Genomic DNA, 18,554 nt, shown 5'->3' on the forward strand with positions numbered 1-18,554 from the left:
GAGACGCACGGGGATGAGACGCACCGCGATGACAGTCCGTTCGAGCGGGCAGCCGGGCGGCAGCCGGAGTCCCGTCCGCTTGCTCACCGTCGCCACCGCACTGACGGCCCTGCTGGTCACGGCACTCGGCGGCGCCCCCGCCCCCGAGCCCACGGCCCCGGCCGCCGCCACCGGGAAGGCCGGCAAGGCCTCCACCACAGCCCTCACCGAGGACGCCGCCCAGGACAGGGCCGCGAAGACCGGGGAGAAGGTCGAGATCACGAGCCTGCGCGACGAGCGCAGCACGACGGTCGCGAACCCGGACGGCACGTTCACCGTCACCGAGTACGTCCAGCCGGTCCGCACCCGCAAGAACGGCAAGTGGGCCGAGATCGACACCACGCTGGTGAAGCAGGCCAACGGCACGTACGCGCCGAAGGCCGCCGTCACCGCGATGGCGTTCTCCGGCGGCGGCGACAGCACCTTCGCCGAGATCGAGAAGGACGGCCGGGCGCTCTCCCTCGACTGGCTCGGCAAGCTGCCCGGACCGAAGGTCGAGGGCTCGACCGCGACCTATCCGGACGTCCTGCCGGACGTCGACCTCAAGGTCACCGCGAACGCCGAGGGCTTCTCGCACATCCTGGTGGTCAAGAACGCCGAGGCCGCGGCCAACCCCGACCTCGCCACCCTCGAACTCCCCGTCGACACCACCTCGGTGGAGCTGACGGAGACCTCCGGTGGCGGTCTGACCGCCACCGACAGCGGCTCCGGCGGCACGGTCTTCGAGGCACCGAAGCCGCTGATGTGGGACTCCAGCGAGGGCACGGGCGACGCGGCACCGGCCCCGGAGGCCCTCGGCGACGACATCACACCCCCCGACGGCGCCACCGTCGAGGACGTGGACGTGGCCGTCGACTCCGACAGCGTCACCCTCACCCCGGACGCCGGCCTGCTCACCGGCGACGACACGGTGTACCCGGTCTACATCGACCCCGTGGTCCGCACCGCCAACCGCACCGGCTGGACCATGGTGTCCTCCGACTCGCCGTCCGACTCCTTCTGGAAGTTCGACGACGACGAAGGTGTCGGCCTCTGCCCGTCCAACGTGTCGTACCGCTGCACCAGCAGCAGCGACAAGAAGCGGCAGTTCTTCGCGATCCCGACCGGGACGTTCGAGGGCAAGGACATCGTCGACGCGCAGTTCGCCGTGACCCTGGTGCACAGCTACAGCGACTCCGCGCGCGAGGTGCAGCTGGCCCGGGTCAACAGCACCGGCGCGAGCGCGATCAGCTCGAAGACGAACTGGTCCAACCAGCCGTCGTCGAAGGACACGATCACCTCCAAGTCGCCGACCGACACGGCGGGTTCGTGCACCTCGACCAACCAGAACGTGCGCTTCGGCGTGACGGGCACCATCCAGACGGCGGCCGACAAGGGCTGGGACACCACCACGTTCCGGCTCAAGGCCACCAGCGAGTCGGACGTCTCGTACTGGAAGCGCTTCTGCGGCAACGCCCACCTCGAAGTGACGTACAACCGACCGCCGTTGCAGCCGGACCAGGACGACCTGCAGATGAAGCCGGGCGGTTCCTGCGAGTACGGCAGCCCCACCGAGCACTACGTCACCGAGGCGCCGCGCGTCAGCGTCGTCCTCAAGGACTACGACCACAACGACACAGGCTCCAACTCCGAGAAGCTGCAGGCCCAGTTCAAGGTCTTCTGGGAGAAGGACGGCCAGACGGTCACGCACTACGCGCGGACCGGTCAGCGCGCCACCACCAACGTCAGCAAGAAGATCACCCAGACCGGCCAGGCGACCTTCTTCTACACCATCGGCACGGACGTCAAGGACGACGGTGAGGCGGGCTTCACCATCCCGAAGAACACCGTCATCGGCTGGGCGGTCCGCGGCTACGACCAGCAGGCCTACGGCGCCTGGTCCTCCGACGGCGAGCAGACCCGCTGCGAGTTCATCTACGACACCTCCCAGCCCAAGTCGGCGACCGTCACCTCCGCCGCATACCCGGACGACGAGGCCTGGCACGTCGGCACCGGCGACTACGGCAGCTTCACCATGGACTCGCCGTCCACCGACGTCGCCAAGTACACGTACCGCTTCACCGGCCCGAACGCGGTGAACACCCCGAAGACAGTGGCCCCCGAGTCCACCGGCGGCCCGGCGACCATCCGCTGGATGCCGCCGAGCGAGGGCACGTACGCGCTGCATGTCACCGCCGTCGACGGGGCGGGCAACGCGCAGAAGACCCCGACGGTGCACGTCTTCCTGGTCAGCGACGGCCGGGCGCCCGCCGCGGCCTGGACCCTCGGTGACGCCAAGGGCTCCTCGACGGCGGCCGGCAGCGGCGACGCGCCCGACGCCACCGCCGGCTCCGGGGTGACCTTCGGAGTCGGGGGTCCGCTCGGCTCCGCCGACACCGCGGCCTCCTTCGACGGCACCGAGAACGCCTACGTCGAAGCGGGCGAGCCCGCCGTCGACACCGGCAGGACCTTCTCCGTCGGCGCCTGGGTGATGCTGCCCTCGCTGCCCACCGAGAGCATGACCGTCGTCAGCCAGGACGGCACCGCCCAGCCCGGCTTCGAGCTCGGCTACGACGTCGACTCCGCGTCGTGGACCTTCCGCATCCCCTACAGCGACATCGAGTCGCTCGGCACCTGGAAGGTCTCGGGCGCGGCCGCCGTCCCCGGCAGCTGGACGCACCTGATCGGGGTCTACGACGCCGAGCTGCGCAAGATGATGCTCTACGTCAACGGAGTCCTGGTCGCCGACGACGTCCAGGCCCGCCACACCACCTGGAACGCGGGCGGCGGCGTCCAGATCGGCCGCAAGCTGGCCCTCGACGGCTACCTGGGCCACCTCAAGGGCACTGTCGCCGACGTCAAGATCCACGACCGGGTGATCCCGCCCGCCGAGGGCCAGGAGCTGGGCGGCATCCAGCCCCACCAGCTCGCCTACTGGCAGCTCGACGCGTCGGCCTCCGGCCTCTCCCCGGAGGTGGACGGCGGCACGGGCCTCACCCTGGGCGGCGGCGCCTCCGTCTATCTGCCCGACGACTCCTGCGACCCCGAGGCCGACCCGGAGTGCGTCCCCCCGGCCGAGCCGCTGTGGGGCGACGGACACCTGGCGCTGAACGGCACCAACGCCTACGCGACCCGGGCCGCCGGTGTGCTCTCCGCGCAGGACAGCTTCACTCTGACCGCCCGCGCCCGGCTCGCGTCGACGAGTTCCACCGCGGACCAGACGGTGCTCTCGCTGTCCGGGGCCAAGGGCAGCGCGATCACGGTCAAGTACCTGGCCGCGAGCAACCGCTGGCAGCTGAAGGTGACCGATGCGGACGCGGCGGCCCCGGTGGTCACCACGGTCCTCGACAACGGCGACCTGCCGAGCGCGGAGGGCGACGGCGACCATCTGGCGCTCGTCTACAACGCGGTCTTCGGAGACGTGCTGCTGTACGTCAACGGCGTGGCGGTGGCAGAGGCTCCGTGGGACAACACGTGGAACTTCACGACCACGGCTCTCCAGGTCGGCCGGACGCTGAGCGGCACGGCCGGGAGCGAGTACTTCTCCGGCGCCGTCGACGAGGTCCGCATGTACCAGGGTCCGTTGGACGCCTCACTGGTGACGCTGGTGGCGGTCATGCCGTCGGGCTCCAGCATCAGCGAGGGCTGACGCTCCGCTGCAAGTGCCGCGATGTGCCGTCGGCCGACCGCTGCTACGTCGTGGCTGATCGCGCAGTTCCCCGCGCCCCCCAAAGCGAAAAGCACGGGGCGAAGCCCCTGCTTTTCAGTGGCGCGGGGAACTGCGCGAACGGCCCCCACCGGCCGCAGCCGCGAAACCGGCCGTCATTCCCCGCCCGGAGCGTTCCAGACCCCTTTTCGAACGGAGATGTCTGTCATGTCCTCGCCTCCTTGGTACCGGTCGTCCAGACCGGCCTGGCGCACCGGCCGCCGCCGCGCCGCGCTTGTCCTGGGCCTGGCCCTGTCCATAGGCCTGTTGCCGCAGTACACGCCGGAGGCCCTCGCCGCGGACGACGGCCTGACCAAGCCCAGGACTCAGACGAACCTCGACGACCCGGTCCGCGGCAGGAACGCGAAGAGCGAGACCTTCAAGCAGACCGACGAGGCCGCGAAGGCCGCCGTCGAGCACGCCGAGAAGACCACCTGGCCGAAGGCGGGAGACGCCGAGGTCGAGCTCACTACCGACAAGGCCACCAAGGCCAAGGGCCTGCCCCTGACCGCCAGGTCGGCCGATGGCAAGAACGCCGCCGACTCCCTCCGCGTCGAGGTGCTGGGCCGCAAGGCCACCGAGGCAGCCGGTGTCGACGGCGTCCTCTTCACGGTCGCCCGCAGCGACGGCGAGGCCGGCCAGGGCACCGCCCAAGTCGCCCTGGACTACTCGCACTTCGCGGATGCGTACGGCGGCGGCTACGGCTCCAGGCTGCGCCTCGCGCAGTACCCGGAGTGCGTACTGACCACGCCGGAGAAGAAGAGCTGCTCCACCCCCGTCTACCTGAAGAGCACCAACGACGCGGAGAAGCAGACCCTCGCCGCGAAGGTCACGGCGGCCGGCGACACGGCGGGCACCGGGACCCAACTGCTGCGGGCCGCGTCCACGAGCGCCGCCTCGGTCACCGTCCTGGCCGCCACCGCGGGCGCGGAGGGCGACGGCGGCGACTACAAGGCAACGAGCCTGAAGGCGTCCTCCGAGTGGGGTGTCGACACCTCCTCGGGCGCGTTCACCTGGTCGTACCCGATGACCACCCCGCCCGTGCCCGGCGGCTCGCAGCCCACTGTCGGCCTCTCCTACAACTCCCAGTCGGTCGACGGCCAGACCGCGGCCACCAACAACCAGGGCTCCTGGGTCGGCCAGGGCTTCACCTACGAGCCCGGGTTCATCGAGCGCAACTACAAGGCCTGTGCCGACGACGGCCAGCAGGACACGTACGGCGACCAGTGCTGGGCGTACGACAACGCCACCCTCTCCCTCGCGGGCGGCACCTCCGGCGAGATCGTCAAGGACGACACCACCGGCGAGTGGCGGGTCAGCGGGGACGACAACTCCAAGGTCGAGAAGCTGACCGACGCCACCAACGGCGACAACAACGGCGAGTACTGGAAGGTCACCACGCCCGACGGCACCCAGTACTTCTTCGGTCGCAACCGCCTGCCGGGCTACACCAGCGGCGAGGAGGAGACCGACTCCACCTGGACCGTCCCGGTGTACGGCGACGACTCGGGCGAGCCCTGTTACAACGCGACCTTCGCCGACGCCCACTGCGCCCAGGCCTGGCGCTGGAACCTCGACCACGTCATCGACCCGCACGGCAACGTCATGTCGTACTTCTACGGCAAGGAGACGAACCACTACACGCAGGGCCTGAAGACCGGCGAGAACGGCAAGTCGTACGTCCGCGGCGGCTACCTCAAGCGGATCGACTACGGCCAGCGCGCCGGCAAGGCCTACTCGACCGAGCCGTCCGCCCGCGTCGTCTTCACCACCGCCGAGCGCTGCATCGGCGACCTGACCGACTGCGAGCCCGGCGACCTCACGGACGACACGGCCGCCGACTGGCCGGACGTGCCGTGGGACCAGAACTGCAAGGCCGACACCAAGTGCGCGGGCCAGAACTCGCCGACGTTCTGGACCCGCAAGAAGCTCACCAAGATCACCACTCAGGTCCGCACCGGTGACACCTCCTTCAGCGCGGTCGACGAGTGGGCCCTGTCCCACGACTTCACCGACAACGGCGACGGCTCCAAGTCCCTGTGGCTGAAGGCCATCGACCACACCGGCAAGGTCGGCACCGACGTCACCATGCCGTCCGTCGAGCTCCACGGCCAGCAACTCGCCAGCCGCGTCGACGAGTCCGGTGACAACCTCCAGCCCTTCTACCGCTTCCGTCTCTCCGCGGTGAAGAACGAGACCGGCGGTGTCCTCAGCGTCAACTACGCGGACCCGCAGTGCACTTCGAGCACCGTGCCCGCCGAGGACTCCTCCACCAAGCGCTGCTTCCCGGTCAAGTGGAACCCCCCGGGCGCCGAGGACCCGATCGTCGACTGGTTCCACAAGTACGTCGTCGACTCCGTCGTCGAGCAGGACCTCACCGGCGGCAACGCGGAGAAGGTCACCTCGTACACGTACCTCGGCGACGCCGGCTGGCGGAAGGCGAAGGCCGACGGCATCACCACGGCCGAATACCGCACCTGGGACGACTGGCGCGGCTACGGCCGGGTCCGGATCGAGACCTCCGACGGCACCAACTCGGCGTCCGACACCAGGACCGAGCACGTCTTCTTCCGCGGTCTCGACGGCGACGTGGACGCCGACGGCGACTCCCGCTCGGCGACGGTCAAGGACTCCGGCGGGACCTCCTACGAGGACTCCGACTGGAAGGCCGGCCAGGAGCTGGAGACGATCACCTACAACGGCTCCGACATCACCCAGCGCTCGGTCACCCTGCCCTGGACGCAGGTCACCGCCACCCGCGTCGAGGACTGGGGCACCCGCCGGGCGCGTTACCTCAGCCAGGGTTCCGTCGACTCCTACGTGTCGCTCGGCTCCGGGAACTGGAGGCACACCAAGTCCACCACCACGTACGACGACAAGACCGGCCGGGTGCTGCGTGTCGACGACGACGGCGAGGTCGGCGTCGGCGACAACGAGTGCACCCGCACCGAGTACGCGGACAACGCGTCCCGGCACATGTACGCGTACATCTCCCGTGTGGAGAAGGTCGGCGTCGACTGCTCCACCACCCCGAACCGCAAGACCCAGGTCATCTCCGACGAGCTGACCTACTACGACGGTTCGACCACCCTGGGCGCGGCCCCCACCGAGGGTGCCCCGACCATGACCAAGCGGCTGTCCGCGCACGACGGCACCACGGCGACGTACCAGACGGTCACGGCGACGACGTACGACGCATACGGGCGCCCGCTGACGGTGAAGGACGCCGCGTCCCAGACCACGACCACCGCGTACGTCGACAACCCCTACGGCCTGGCCACCAAGTCGACGGTCACCAACGTGCTCGGCTGGACGACCTCCACCGAGTACGCGACCCAGCGGGGCGTGCCGACCGTGAAGGTCGACGAGAACGGCAAACGCGCGGAGCTGGCCTACGACGGTCTGGGCCGCCTCACCTCGGTCTGGTTCCCCGACCGCATCGGCCTGTCCCCGTCCATCAAGTACACGTACCTGGTCCGCGGCGACGACGGTCCGACGGCCGTCCACACCCAGAAGATCGAGAACGACGGCACCTCGTACGGCAGCGAGTGGACCCTGTACGACGGTCTGCTCCGGCCCCGTCAGGAGCAGACGGAGGGCGAGGGCGGCCGGATGATCGCCGACACCCTCTACGACGGTTCCGGCCGTATCGCCAAGGTCAACGACACCTACTACACCACCGGTTCCCCGTCCTCGACGCTCTTCGAGCCGGTCAACGAGGACCTCAACGCGCAGCAGGTCACCCGGTACGACGGCGCCGGCCGCGAGACGGCCACGATCCTCCAGGTCGGGGGCCAGGAGCGCTACCGCACCACTTACACCCACGCCGGTGACCGGTTCACGACCACCCCGCCCTCCGGCGGAGTGAAGACGACGATCGTGACCGACGCCCGCGACCGTACGACCACCCGGATCCAGCACCCCACGGGCGGCGACACCGTCACCACCTCGTACGCGTACACCGACGCCGGACTACTGTCGCGGGTCACGGACGACGCCGGCAACGAGTGGACGTACAAGTACGACCAGATGGGCCGCCAGATCGAGGCCGTCGACCCTGACACGGGCAGGTCGACGTACACGTACGACGCGATGGACCGCCAGACGTCCATCACCGATGCCCGGCTGAACAAGACGTCGACGAAGTACGACGAGATGGGCCGCCCGGTCTCCACCTGGCAGGGCGAGGCGGACACGGGCACCCGGCTGTCGCTGACCCGCTACGACACGGCCTACAAGGGCGAGCTGTACGGCGTCTACACCTACAAGGACGGAGCCGTCCACTCGTCGGTGACCTACCCGACGCTGGACCCGGAGAACGACTACAAGCCGACCACGACCAGGTACTTCCTGTCGAAGACGGCCGAGCCCCAGCTGGGCGGCACCTACGAGTTCACCAACCAGTACAACGACGACGGCACCCTCCAGGGCGAGGGTCTGCCGGCCGTCGGCGACCTGTCGGCCGAGGCGCTGTCGTACGGGTACGACGAACTGCAGCGGCCGACCGCCCTCAACACCTCGCTGGGCGGCCTGAGATATGTCACGGACGCCGGCTATTCGCCGACCTCACAACTGGAGTCGCTGGAGCTGACCACAGGCCAGGCGAACGCGCCGAAGACCTGGCTGACCAACTTCTACGAAGAGGGCACCGGCCGCCTCACCAGGTCGCACATGCGGGTCGAGAACGGGGCGCCCTTCGCCTACGACGCCCGCTACACCTACGACGACACCGGCAACATCCTCTCCATCGCCGACACTCCGAGCGACGGCGCCAACGACGTCCAGTGCTTCACGTACGACGGACTGCGTCGCCTGACCGACGCCTGGACCTCGTCGGTGACGCCGAACGACGCCTCGGGCACCGGTGCCTCGGAGGCGGCCTGCGCGTCCGGCGCGTCGTCGGCCACGGTCGGCGGGGTGAACCCGTTCTGGACCGAGTACGGCTACGACTCGGTGGGCAACCGCACCGACGAGGTGCGGCACGGCCTCGGCGGAGCGGGGACCACCACCCGCGGCTATACCTACGGCGAGACCGGCGGCCCGCACACCGTGTCGGCGGTGACCCGGCAGACCGCCGCGACGAGCACCACGCCGGCCGTCACCGCCGAGGACACCTACACCTACGACGAGGAGGGCAACACCGAGACCAGGGTCCTCGACGGCGACACCCAGAGGCTGGAGTGGGACCCGCAGGGCGAGCTGACCAAGGTCACCAACGCCGACGGAAGCATCACGTCGTACACGTACGACGCCTCGGGCGAACGCCTTCTGCGGGATACGCCCGAGGAGAAGACCTACTACCTTCCGGGCACCGAACTCCATCTGGACAAGGCCACCTCCAAGGTGACGGCGACCCGCTACTACTCGTTCTCCCAGCAAACCGTCGCCATGCGGGACGCGAGCGGGGTGCACTTCCTGCTCGCCGACCACCAGGGAACCGCCGAGCTCGCGGTGGACGCGGCGACCGGCCAGACGACCCGCCGGCGCACCGACCCGTTCGGCACCGCGCGCGACGAGTCGAGCTCGACAGCCACGGGATGGGTCAACGACAAGGGCTTCGTCGGCGGCACCGTCCAGGAGTCCACGGGTCTGACGACCGTGGGGGCGCGGGAGTACGACTCGGACACGGGCCGCTTCCTCTCCGCCGACCCGATCATCGACTACAACGACCCGCAGCAGATCAACGGCTACGCCTATGCCAACAACAGCCCGGTCACCTACAGCGACGCCACGGGCCTCAGGCTCGCGGACTGCGAGGGCGGCTGGCAGCAGTGCGGGCCATGGCCACACAACTACAACAAGTCCTCCTCCGGCTCCGGCGGGGGCGGTAGCGGCGGCGGCACGGGCGACAACGCGATCTACACACCGGCCAAGGAGAAGGCGGACGCCGCGCGGGCCGAGAAGGAAGCGGCCGAGAGGCGCGCCATCGCCATCGCCAAGGAACTCGGCGGGATCATCGCCGACGAACTGGGCATCACCGACGCGCTGGACTGCTTCACCACCGGTGCCCTCGGCTCCTGCGGCAAGACCGTGCTGAACGTGGTCACCTCGCTGATCAGCGGCGGCCCCGCGGGCAGGCTGGTCGCGAAGTACGGATGGCGGCTCGACAAGGCCGCCGCCGTCGGCAAGAGAATCGGCGGGCTGGCCCTCAAGCTCTGGGACAAGTTCAAGGACTGGAACAAGAAGCGCAAGGAGGCCAACCGGCTCGCCGGCCAACTGGAGTCCTGTGAGGGCAACAGCTTCGCCCCGGACACCAGGGTCCTCATGGCCGACGGCAGTACCAAGGCCATAGCGGACATCGACATCGGCGACGAGGTGCTGGCCACCGATCCCGAGAGCGGTGAGACCAGGACCGAGAAGGTCACCGCAGAGATAGAGGGCGTCGGGCTGAAGCACCTCGTCCGGGTCACCGTCGACCTCGACGGTGAGAGGGGTACGAGGACCGCCTCTGTCACCGCGACCGACGGCCACCCGTTCTGGGTGCCCGGACTCGACGAGTGGCTCGACGCCACGGACCTCACGGCCGGCGACCGGCTGAGCACCGACGCGGGCACCGGGGTCCGGATCACCGAGGTCACCCGCTGGACGAGCCCGAAGGCGACGGTCCACAACCTCACCGTCAGCGACCTGCACACCTACTACGTCCTGGCGGCCGACACCCCCGTTCTCGTCCACAACGCCAAGACCAGCTGCCTGACTCCGCTCGGCGCGCAGATCTGGAAGGTCGTCAACTACTACGACAAGACGGGGCGCACTCCTCCCGGCGTGATGAAGGGCCAGGCACGTGGCCAGGCGAGGGGCGTCTTCACCAACAACAAGGGCCTCTTGCCCAAGAAGGGGAAGGGGTACTATCGCGAATCGGACGTGTGGCCGACCGGCGGAGCCAGTCGCGGCGTGCATCGTCTGATCTTCGGAAAGAAGGGTGAAGTGTATTTCACCGCTGACCACTACAAGACGTTTGTGCGGGTGCGATGACGACGGATGATCTGCAGGATTCCTGGGTCGACCCCCAGGAGATCCTTCCGTGGCTGCCGTCCGAGCCCTACTTCGCACAGCAGAGCCGTCATGACGAGGTGGTCGACGAACTGGGCCGGGCCGGATTCACCGTCCTCGAAGCCGACCTGTCGGAGGTACGGACGGAAGAGGATCTGCTGACCGCTCTCGGGCGGGCCCTCTCCGCACCGGACTACTACGGCGGCAACTGGGACGCCCTGACGGACGTACTCCGTGACCGGGGCGCCGACGAACCCTTCAGGGTGGCCCTGGTCCTGTCCTCCAGTTCCGCGTTCCTGGACGCCGACGTCCACGCCTTCGTCCGATCCGTGTCCCTCCTGCACACGACGGCGCAGGATCTCTCGGACGTCGACGACGAATACGGCCAGCTGGAACTCTTCTATCTGGCCGACTGGAAGAGCTGACGCACGACCCCCGGGGAGTTCCGTTCCCCGGGGGTCATCGCTTTGTCGCACGCCCTGCCTCTAACATGCCCTGTCAAGTGCATGATCGGCGCGGAGGGCGAGCGAGCGTGGGCATCGAACACCTGGACGTGCGGGCTCATGCGAGACAGCGCTGGGCGGCCAGGGCCGCACTCGGCTGCGCGGCACTCGCCGTACTGCTGCCCCTCGGTTACGCACGCGAGGCGAGCCTCCTGCTCGTCGCGGGCGTCCTGCTCGGCGCCGGTCTCACCGTGGCCTCCCTGTGGTGGGTGCTGATCCACCGCGGCGCCGCCCGGATCGCGGCGGGCGCGCTGGCCGTGGCCGCGCCGGTCGGCGTCATCTGGTGGTTCGCCGTCGTCAACCTGCTGTGGGTCGTGATCGTCTCCGCCGCACTGTGGGCCGTCGCCGTCTGGTCCGGCAAGTTCGCCCTCAGCAGCACCAAGTCCCACCAGGTGCACGTACCCGAGCACCGCACCCCCGCCCCCGCCCGCCCCTTCCTCATCATGAACCCCAGGTCCGGGGGCGGAAAGGTCGAGCGGTTCCGGCTGAAGGAGCGGGCCGAGCGGCTCGGCGCCACGGTCCATCTGCTCGATCCCGCACACCACGAGGACGTCGCCGTACTGGCCCGCGACGCCGTCAGGAACGGCGCCGACCTCCTCGGCGTCGCCGGCGGCGACGGCACCCAGGCCCAGGTCGCCGCCATCGCGGCGGCGTACGACGTCCCCCTCCTCGTCATCTCCGCCGGCACCCGCAACCACTTCGCCATGGACCTCGGCCTCGACCGCGACAATCCCGCCGCCTGCCTCGACGCCCTCACCGACAAGGGTGTCGAACTCCACGTCGACCTCGGCTACGCCAGCGGCCACCCCTTCGTCAACAACGCCTCCTTCGGCGCGTACGCCGCCGTCGTGCAGAGCCCCGCCTACCGCGACGACAAGGTCCGCACCACCCTGGAACTGCTGCCCGAACTGCTCACGCACCAGCGGGGACCGCGGCTCACCGCCCGCATCGGGGACGCCGTCATCGACGCGCCCCAGGCCGTCCTCGTCAGCAACAACGTCTACCGCAGCGACGACCTCGTCGGCCTCGGCCGCCGCGAACGGCTGGACGCCGGAGTGCTGGGCGTCGTCGGCGTCCGCGTCGACAGCGCCGCCGAGGCCGCCGGAATGGTCCTCGGCCCGAACGCCCCCGGCCTCAGCCTCCTCGTCGCCGACGAGATCGTCGTCGAGGCCGACCGGCCCGAGATCGAGGTCGGCGTCGACGGCGAGGCCCTCCTCCTGCCCACCCCCGTGCACTGCCGGGTCTCGCCGAAGGCCCTGCGCGTCCGCGTGCCCCGCGACCGCCCCGGCGTCCCCGAGCCCAAGCCGCCCCTGGACTGGCGCCGGCTGCGCAAGCTCGCCGCCGCCGTCGGCCGCACGGCGCTGCCCAAACACCGCGAACGGTACGGGTGGGCACAGGAGTTGTGGCACCGGCGGCGCTAGCCCTGCGGTCTACTGGGCGGTACATCGACAAGCTCCGCCCCCGCACGGTACTGATGTGGCATGAGCGACGACGGCGGACATCCGCACGACGAACCCCGGTACAGAGGCAGGACGTCCCAGGCCGCCGGTCGCCTGATCGGTGGCCGGTACCGCCTCACGGAACGCGTCGGATCCGGCGGCATGGGCACCGTGTGGAAGGCGGTCGACGAACTCGTCGACCGTGAAGTCGCCGTCAAACAGCCCAAGTTGCCCGGTGACACCGACGACCCGGACGGCCCGGAGAACGAGGCGCGCCAACGGGCCGCCAACCGGCTCCACCGCGAGGCCCGCGCCGCCGCCCGCGTCGACCACCCGTCCGCCGTCACCATCCACGACGTCGTGGTCGAGGACGGACTCCCGTGGATCGTCATGGAACTGGTCCGCGGGGAGTCCCTCCACGAGGTGCTCAAGCGCGGCGCCCTCACCCCCGCCGAGTCCGCCCGCATCGGCCTCGCCGTCGTCGGCGCGCTGCACACCGCGCACGGAGTCGGCATCGTGCACCGGGACGTCAAGCCCGCCAACGTCCTCCTCGGGCCGCACGGCCAGGTCGTCCTCACCGACTTCGGGATCGCCCACGTCCAGGGCGAGGAATCGCTCACCATGACAGGGGAGTTCGTCGGATCGCTCGAATTCGTCGCCCCCGAGCGCATGTCCGGCCCCGGCGCCGCCGGCCCGCCCTCCGACCTGTGGTCGCTCGGCGTCCTCCTGTACGCCGCGGTCGAGGGCTGGTCCCCCTTCCGCCGTACGACCCTGGAGTCCACCCTCGCCGCGATCCTGTCCACCGAGCCCCCCGAGCCCGAGCGGGCGGGCCCCCTCGGCCCCCTGGTCGTACGGCTGTTGGCCAAGGACCCGGCGGAGCGCCCGGACGCCCAGGAGACCGCCAGGATCCTGGAGGACGTTGCGGAGGAGCGGGCACCGGACACTCAGACGCCGTCCGACCTGCGGCAGTTGGGCGAAGACGTGGGGACGGTACGGCTCGGCGGTAAGCCGGACGGTGCCGCCGTACGCGAGGGGGCGAGGGAGGACGTACGAGAGGAACGCACCCGGGAGGAAGACGTACGGGAAGAGGTACAGGAAGACGTCCAGGAAGAGGCACGCGCGGAGGGCACCCCGGAGGACGGGCCGGCAGGCGTGCGCGAAACCGTGGTCGTACGATCCGGGGCCGCGCGGCCGCCGGGCAGGCGGCGTGCCGGTCGGCTCGTCGCCGCCACCACCGGGATCCTGCTGGCCGGTGGGGGAGTCTGGGCCGGGGCCGCTCTCGACACGGGCGATGACATCACCGAGGTCCCCGAGCCCAGCGTCGGGTGGGTGGACGCCCGTGTCGCGTCCCCCGGTCCCGGCGTCACGGCCGGTACCGCCTGGGTCGCCCACCGCGAGAAAGGCATGAACGCCGTCCTGTCCCTCCCGAGCCCGTACGAAAGGCTCCGCGCGGAGGGCGGCGAGGACGATCAGCCCCGCACGGTCACCTATGACGGCGAGGAGGTCATCCGGGTGCGGCTGACGCAGTGGGACAAGGCGCCCGCCTCGCCCATGGAACAGGCCAAGGACTCCACGGACATCGTGGCGGGAGACGTGAAGTCGACCGCCAACTACACCACCACGAGCTTTCACGACCAGGAGGCCGTCCTCGCCGACACCACCCACTACCAGGACGGCACACCCACCCGGGTCATGGAACTGATCATGCGCACCGACGACGACCGGATGTACGAACTGCGCGTGGACATGCCGAAGGGAACGGCGGACGAGAAGAAGGGCACGGCGGTGTTCAAGGGCGCGCGGGACCGGCTCACGATCGGAGAGCAGCCGAGCGGCTGACGATCGGGGAACAGCCGAGCGGCTGACGATCGGAGAACAGGTGCGCGGCCGTGATTCCGGCAAAAGGTGCGTGGCCGTGATGCCGAGAGCAGAAGTGTGGCCGTGACGCGAAGGGTAGAGGTGTGGCCGTGATGTGAAGAGCGCAGGCGCGGCCGTGGATTCGAAGAGCAGTGGCGCGGCCGTGGATTCGAAACGGGGTGATCGACGCCGCATTCGCGGCCGCACCGCACCGGCCGCCTCGCTGATCAGCGAGTTCGTTGCCAGCGATCACTGGCGTGGTGTGTGCGCCCGGTGAATCCCTGTTACCGCCGGGTACCCAAAGTCGTCCGGTCCGGAATACCCTGCGCGTCATGACGGACTCGCAGGCCCCCGAAAAGACCGGCACGGCACGGACGACCGGCACCAACCCCCTCGCGGCAGCACCGCAGAGCGCCCGTACCGCAGCCGACGTGGTCACCCCCGAACTGGTCGCCCAGCTCACCAAGGGCGTGGTCGGCTCCGGCCGGACCGCCAACCACACGCCGTTCACCGGCGAGAAGCTGGCCGACCTGCCGGAGTCCACACCCGAGGATGTGGAGAAGGCCTACGAGCGGGCCCGTGCCGCCCAGGCCGTCTGGGCCCAGCGGCCCGTGCGCGAGCGCGCCGCCGTACTCCTCCGCTTCCACGATCTGGTGCTGGAGCGCCAGGCCGAGGTGCTCGACCTCATCCAGCTGGAGACCGGCAAAGCCCGTCTGCACGCCCACGAGGAGGTCCAGGCCGTCGCGGTCGCCGCCCGCCACTACGGCCGCAAGGCCCCGTTCTATCTGAAGCCGAAGCGGCACACCGGCGCCGTACCGACCCTCACCAAGGTCACCGAACTCCGCCACCCGCGCGGTGTGATCGGCCAGATCGCCCCCTGGAACTACCCGCTCGAACTCTCGGTCGGCGACGCGATCCCCGCCTTCGTCGCGGGCAACGCCGTCGTGATGAAGCCCGACACGGAGACCTGCCTGACCGCCCTGTGGGCCCGCGACCTGCTCATCGAGGCCGGTCTGCCCGCCGAGGTCTTCCAGGTCGTCCTCGGTGAGGGCCCCGTCATCGGCCCCGAGGTCGTCAGGCACGCCGACTACGTCTCCTTCACCGGCTCCACCCGTACCGGCCGCGAGGTCGCCCAGGGCGCCGCCGCCCGTCTCGTCGGCGTCTCCCTCGAACTCGGCGGCAAGAACGCGATGCTGGTCCTTCAGGACGCCGACATAGAGAAGGCGGCGGCGGGCGCCGTCCGCGCCTGCTTCTCCTCCGCCGGCCAGCTCTGCATATCCATCGAGCGGTTGTACGTCCACGAGTCCGTCGCCGACGCCTTCCTGGAGCGCTTCGCCGCCCGCACCAAGGCCATGCGCCTCGGCAAGTCCCTCGCGTACGGCGCCGAGATGGGCTCCCTCGTCGGCGAACGCCAGCTGGAGACCGTCACCCGCCATGTCGACGAGGCCGTGGCGAAGGGCGCGAAGGTCGTCGCGGGCGGCGTGGCCCGCCCCGACATCGGCCCCTACTTCTACGAGCCGACCATCCTCGACGGCGTCTCGGAGCCCATGTCCGTCTGCACGGAGGAGACCTTCGGCCCGGTCGTCTCCATCTACCGCTTCAAGGACGAGGACGCGGCCATCGCGGAGGCCAACTCCACCGCGTACGGCCTCAACGCCTCCGTCTGGACCAAGGACGGCCGCCGCGGCCGCGAGGTCGCCTCCCGTGTGCGCGCCGGCACGGTCAACGTCAACGAGGGCTACGCCTCCGCCTACGGCAGCGTCCAGTCCCCCATGGGTGGCATGAAGGACTCCGGCCTCGGCCGCCGCCACGGCTCCGAGGGCATCCTCAAGTACACCGAGGCCCAGACGGTCGCCCAGCAGCGCCTGCTGCCCATGGCCCCGTCCCTGGGGATGGACGACGAGAAGTACGCCCAGTTCATGAGCCGCAGCCTGAGGGCGATGAAGGCACTCCGGCTGCGTTAGGCCAGGTCTTTCAGGGGCGCGGGGCTGTATCGATATGCGGCTCCGCCGCCTGAGCGCGAGCAACCACATACGGCCCGCAGACAAGGACCGTTCTCAACGAGGAGAACAAGTGTCGTACGACTACGACGTCATCGTCGTCGGCTCCGGCTTCGGCGGTTCGGTGACCGCCCTCCGTCTCACGGAGAAGGGCTACCGGGTCGGCGTCCTCGAAGCGGGCCGCCGCTTCACCCGCGCCACCCTCCCCAAGAACTCCTGGGACCTCAAGAACTACCTGTGGGCGCCCGGACTCGGGCTCTACGGCATCCAGCGCATCCACCTGCTGGGCAACGTCATGGTGCTGGCCGGAGCCGGGGTGGGCGGCGGCTCCCTCAACTACGCCAACACCCTCTACGTACCGCCGCAACCGTTCTTCGAGGACCCGCAGTGGAAGGACATCACCGACTGGCAGGAGGAGCTGAAGCCGTACTACGACCAGGCCCGTCGCATGCTCGGCGTACGGCTCAACCCGACGATGACCCCGTCGGACGTGCATCTGAAGGCCGCCGCCGAGCGGATGGGCGTCGGCGACAGCTTCCACCTCGCCCCGGTCGGCGTCTTCTTCGGCGACGGCGAGGACGCCGACGGCAAGGCGAAGGCCGCCCCCGGCGAACAGGCGGCGGACCCCTACTTCGGCGGCGCGGGCCCCGCCCGCAACGCCTGCACCGAGTGCGGCGAGTGCATGACCGGCTGCCGCCACGGCGCGAAGAACACCCTCAACGAGAACTACCTCTACCTCGCCGAGAAGGCGGGCGCGGTCGTCCACCCGATGACCACGGTCGTCGCCCTCACCGAGGACTCGCAGGGCGGCTACGCCGTCACGACCCTCCCGACCGACGAGCGCCGCAAGGGTGAGTCCCGGGTGCTGAAGGCCCGCCGGGTCGTCCTCGCGGCCGGCACCTACGGCACCCAGACACTGCTGCACCGTATGAAGTCCAACGGGCAACTGCCGCACATCTCGGACCGGTTGGGCATGCTGACCCGGACCAACTCGGAGGCCCTGGTCGGCGCCCAGACCGACAACCGCCGCTACCGCAAGGCGCACGGTGTGCCCGAGGTCGACTTCACCCGGGGCGTGGCGATCACCTCCTCCATCCACCCGGACGAGAACACCCACATCGAGCCGGTCCGCTACGGCAGGGGCTCCAACGCGATGGGCGGCCTGTCGATCCTCCAGGTCCCGTACGCGGGCGGCACCGCGTCGGACGCCTCGCGCATCCTCGGCTGGCTGGCGTACGCCGCCAAGCACCCCCTGCAGATGGCCCGTTCCCTCTCCAACCGCCGCTGGTCGGAGCGGACCATCATCGGCCTGGTGATGCAGTCCCTGGACAACTCCCTGTCGACGCACCTGAAGACGAAGGGCCCGGGCAAGGGCCTGTTGACGGCACGTCAGGGCCACGGCGCGCCCAATCCCAAGCAGATCGAGGCCGCTTCGACGGCCGCCTCCACCATCGCCGCCGAGATCAACGGCTTCGCCGGCAGCAACGTGGGCGAGCTGATGGGCACCCCGCTCACCGCGCACTTCCTCGGCGGCTGCCCCATCGGCGCCACGGCGGCCGACGGCGTCATCGACCCGTACCACCGGCTGTACGGCCACCCCGGGATCTCCGTCGTCGACGGCGCCGCCGTCTCCGCGAACCTGGGCGTGAACCCGTCCCTGACCATCACGGCCCAGGCCGAGCGCGCGATGTCGTACTGGCCCAACAACGGCGAGCCCGACCACCGCCCGGCCCCCGGCGCGGCCTACGAACGCCTCCGCCCGGTGGAGCCCCTGCACCCGGCGGTCCCGGCGGACGCCTTCGGCGCGCTGCGGCTGCCGCTGGTACCGGTGCCGACGGTCCCGCCGCGACCGTCACAGCAACCCCAGTAGCGGTGGCCGTCACCACCATGACAGCGGAGAAGGACCCGCACCCCCCTCCGAGCGCGGGTCCTTCTCTCGTGTGCCAGGTGTGACCGGCGAGTGGGGTGAAGGGTTGCCCTTGCGATGACAGTTTTTTTGTGTGACGTGAGTCACATGTAAATGTGGCGGGGGTGGCAC

General features: G+C 70.0%; 7 protein-coding genes. All 7 read left to right on the forward strand.

Annotated features, from left to right (window positions below; genetic code table 11):
- Positions 1–28 precede the first annotated feature (28 nt).
- Positions 29–3,667 (forward strand): LamG-like jellyroll fold domain-containing protein, encoded by a 3,639-nt coding sequence (locus tag OG202_RS30315; RefSeq protein ID WP_328223910.1) that lies wholly within the window; start codon positions 29–31, stop codon positions 3,665–3,667.
- Positions 3,668–3,892: 225 nt separating this feature from the next.
- Complete coding sequence (locus OG202_RS30320; RefSeq protein ID WP_327728138.1) at positions 3,893–10,699, forward strand: polymorphic toxin-type HINT domain-containing protein; 6,807 nt, start codon at positions 3,893–3,895, stop codon at positions 10,697–10,699.
- Positions 10,696–11,142 (forward strand): barstar family protein, encoded by a 447-nt coding sequence (locus OG202_RS30325; RefSeq protein ID WP_326578486.1) that lies wholly within the window; start codon positions 10,696–10,698, stop codon positions 11,140–11,142. The genes OG202_RS30320 and OG202_RS30325 overlap by 4 nt, the downstream gene beginning before the upstream one ends.
- 107 nt (positions 11,143–11,249) lie before the next feature.
- Complete coding sequence (locus OG202_RS30330) at positions 11,250–12,641, forward strand: diacylglycerol/lipid kinase family protein (RefSeq protein WP_326578483.1); 1,392 nt, start codon at positions 11,250–11,252, stop codon at positions 12,639–12,641.
- 60 nt (positions 12,642–12,701) lie between these two features.
- The gene (locus OG202_RS30335) at positions 12,702–14,498 is read left to right on the forward strand and encodes a serine/threonine-protein kinase (protein WP_327728137.1); all 1,797 of its coding nucleotides are present in this window, start codon (positions 12,702–12,704) and stop codon (positions 14,496–14,498) included.
- 350 nt (positions 14,499–14,848) lie between these two features.
- A complete protein-coding gene (locus tag OG202_RS30340; protein WP_327728136.1) occupies positions 14,849–16,480 on the forward strand; it encodes a succinic semialdehyde dehydrogenase in 1,632 nt (543 codons plus the stop codon).
- A gap of 109 nt (positions 16,481–16,589) precedes the next feature.
- Positions 16,590–18,386 (forward strand): GMC family oxidoreductase, encoded by a 1,797-nt coding sequence (locus tag OG202_RS30345; RefSeq protein WP_327728135.1) that lies wholly within the window; start codon positions 16,590–16,592, stop codon positions 18,384–18,386.
- Positions 18,387–18,554 lie beyond the last annotated feature (168 nt).

The sequence above is a fragment of the Streptomyces sp. NBC_00310 genome (genome assembly GCF_036208085.1).
In the GTDB taxonomy this organism is placed as follows: domain Bacteria; phylum Actinomycetota; class Actinomycetes; order Streptomycetales; family Streptomycetaceae; genus Streptomyces.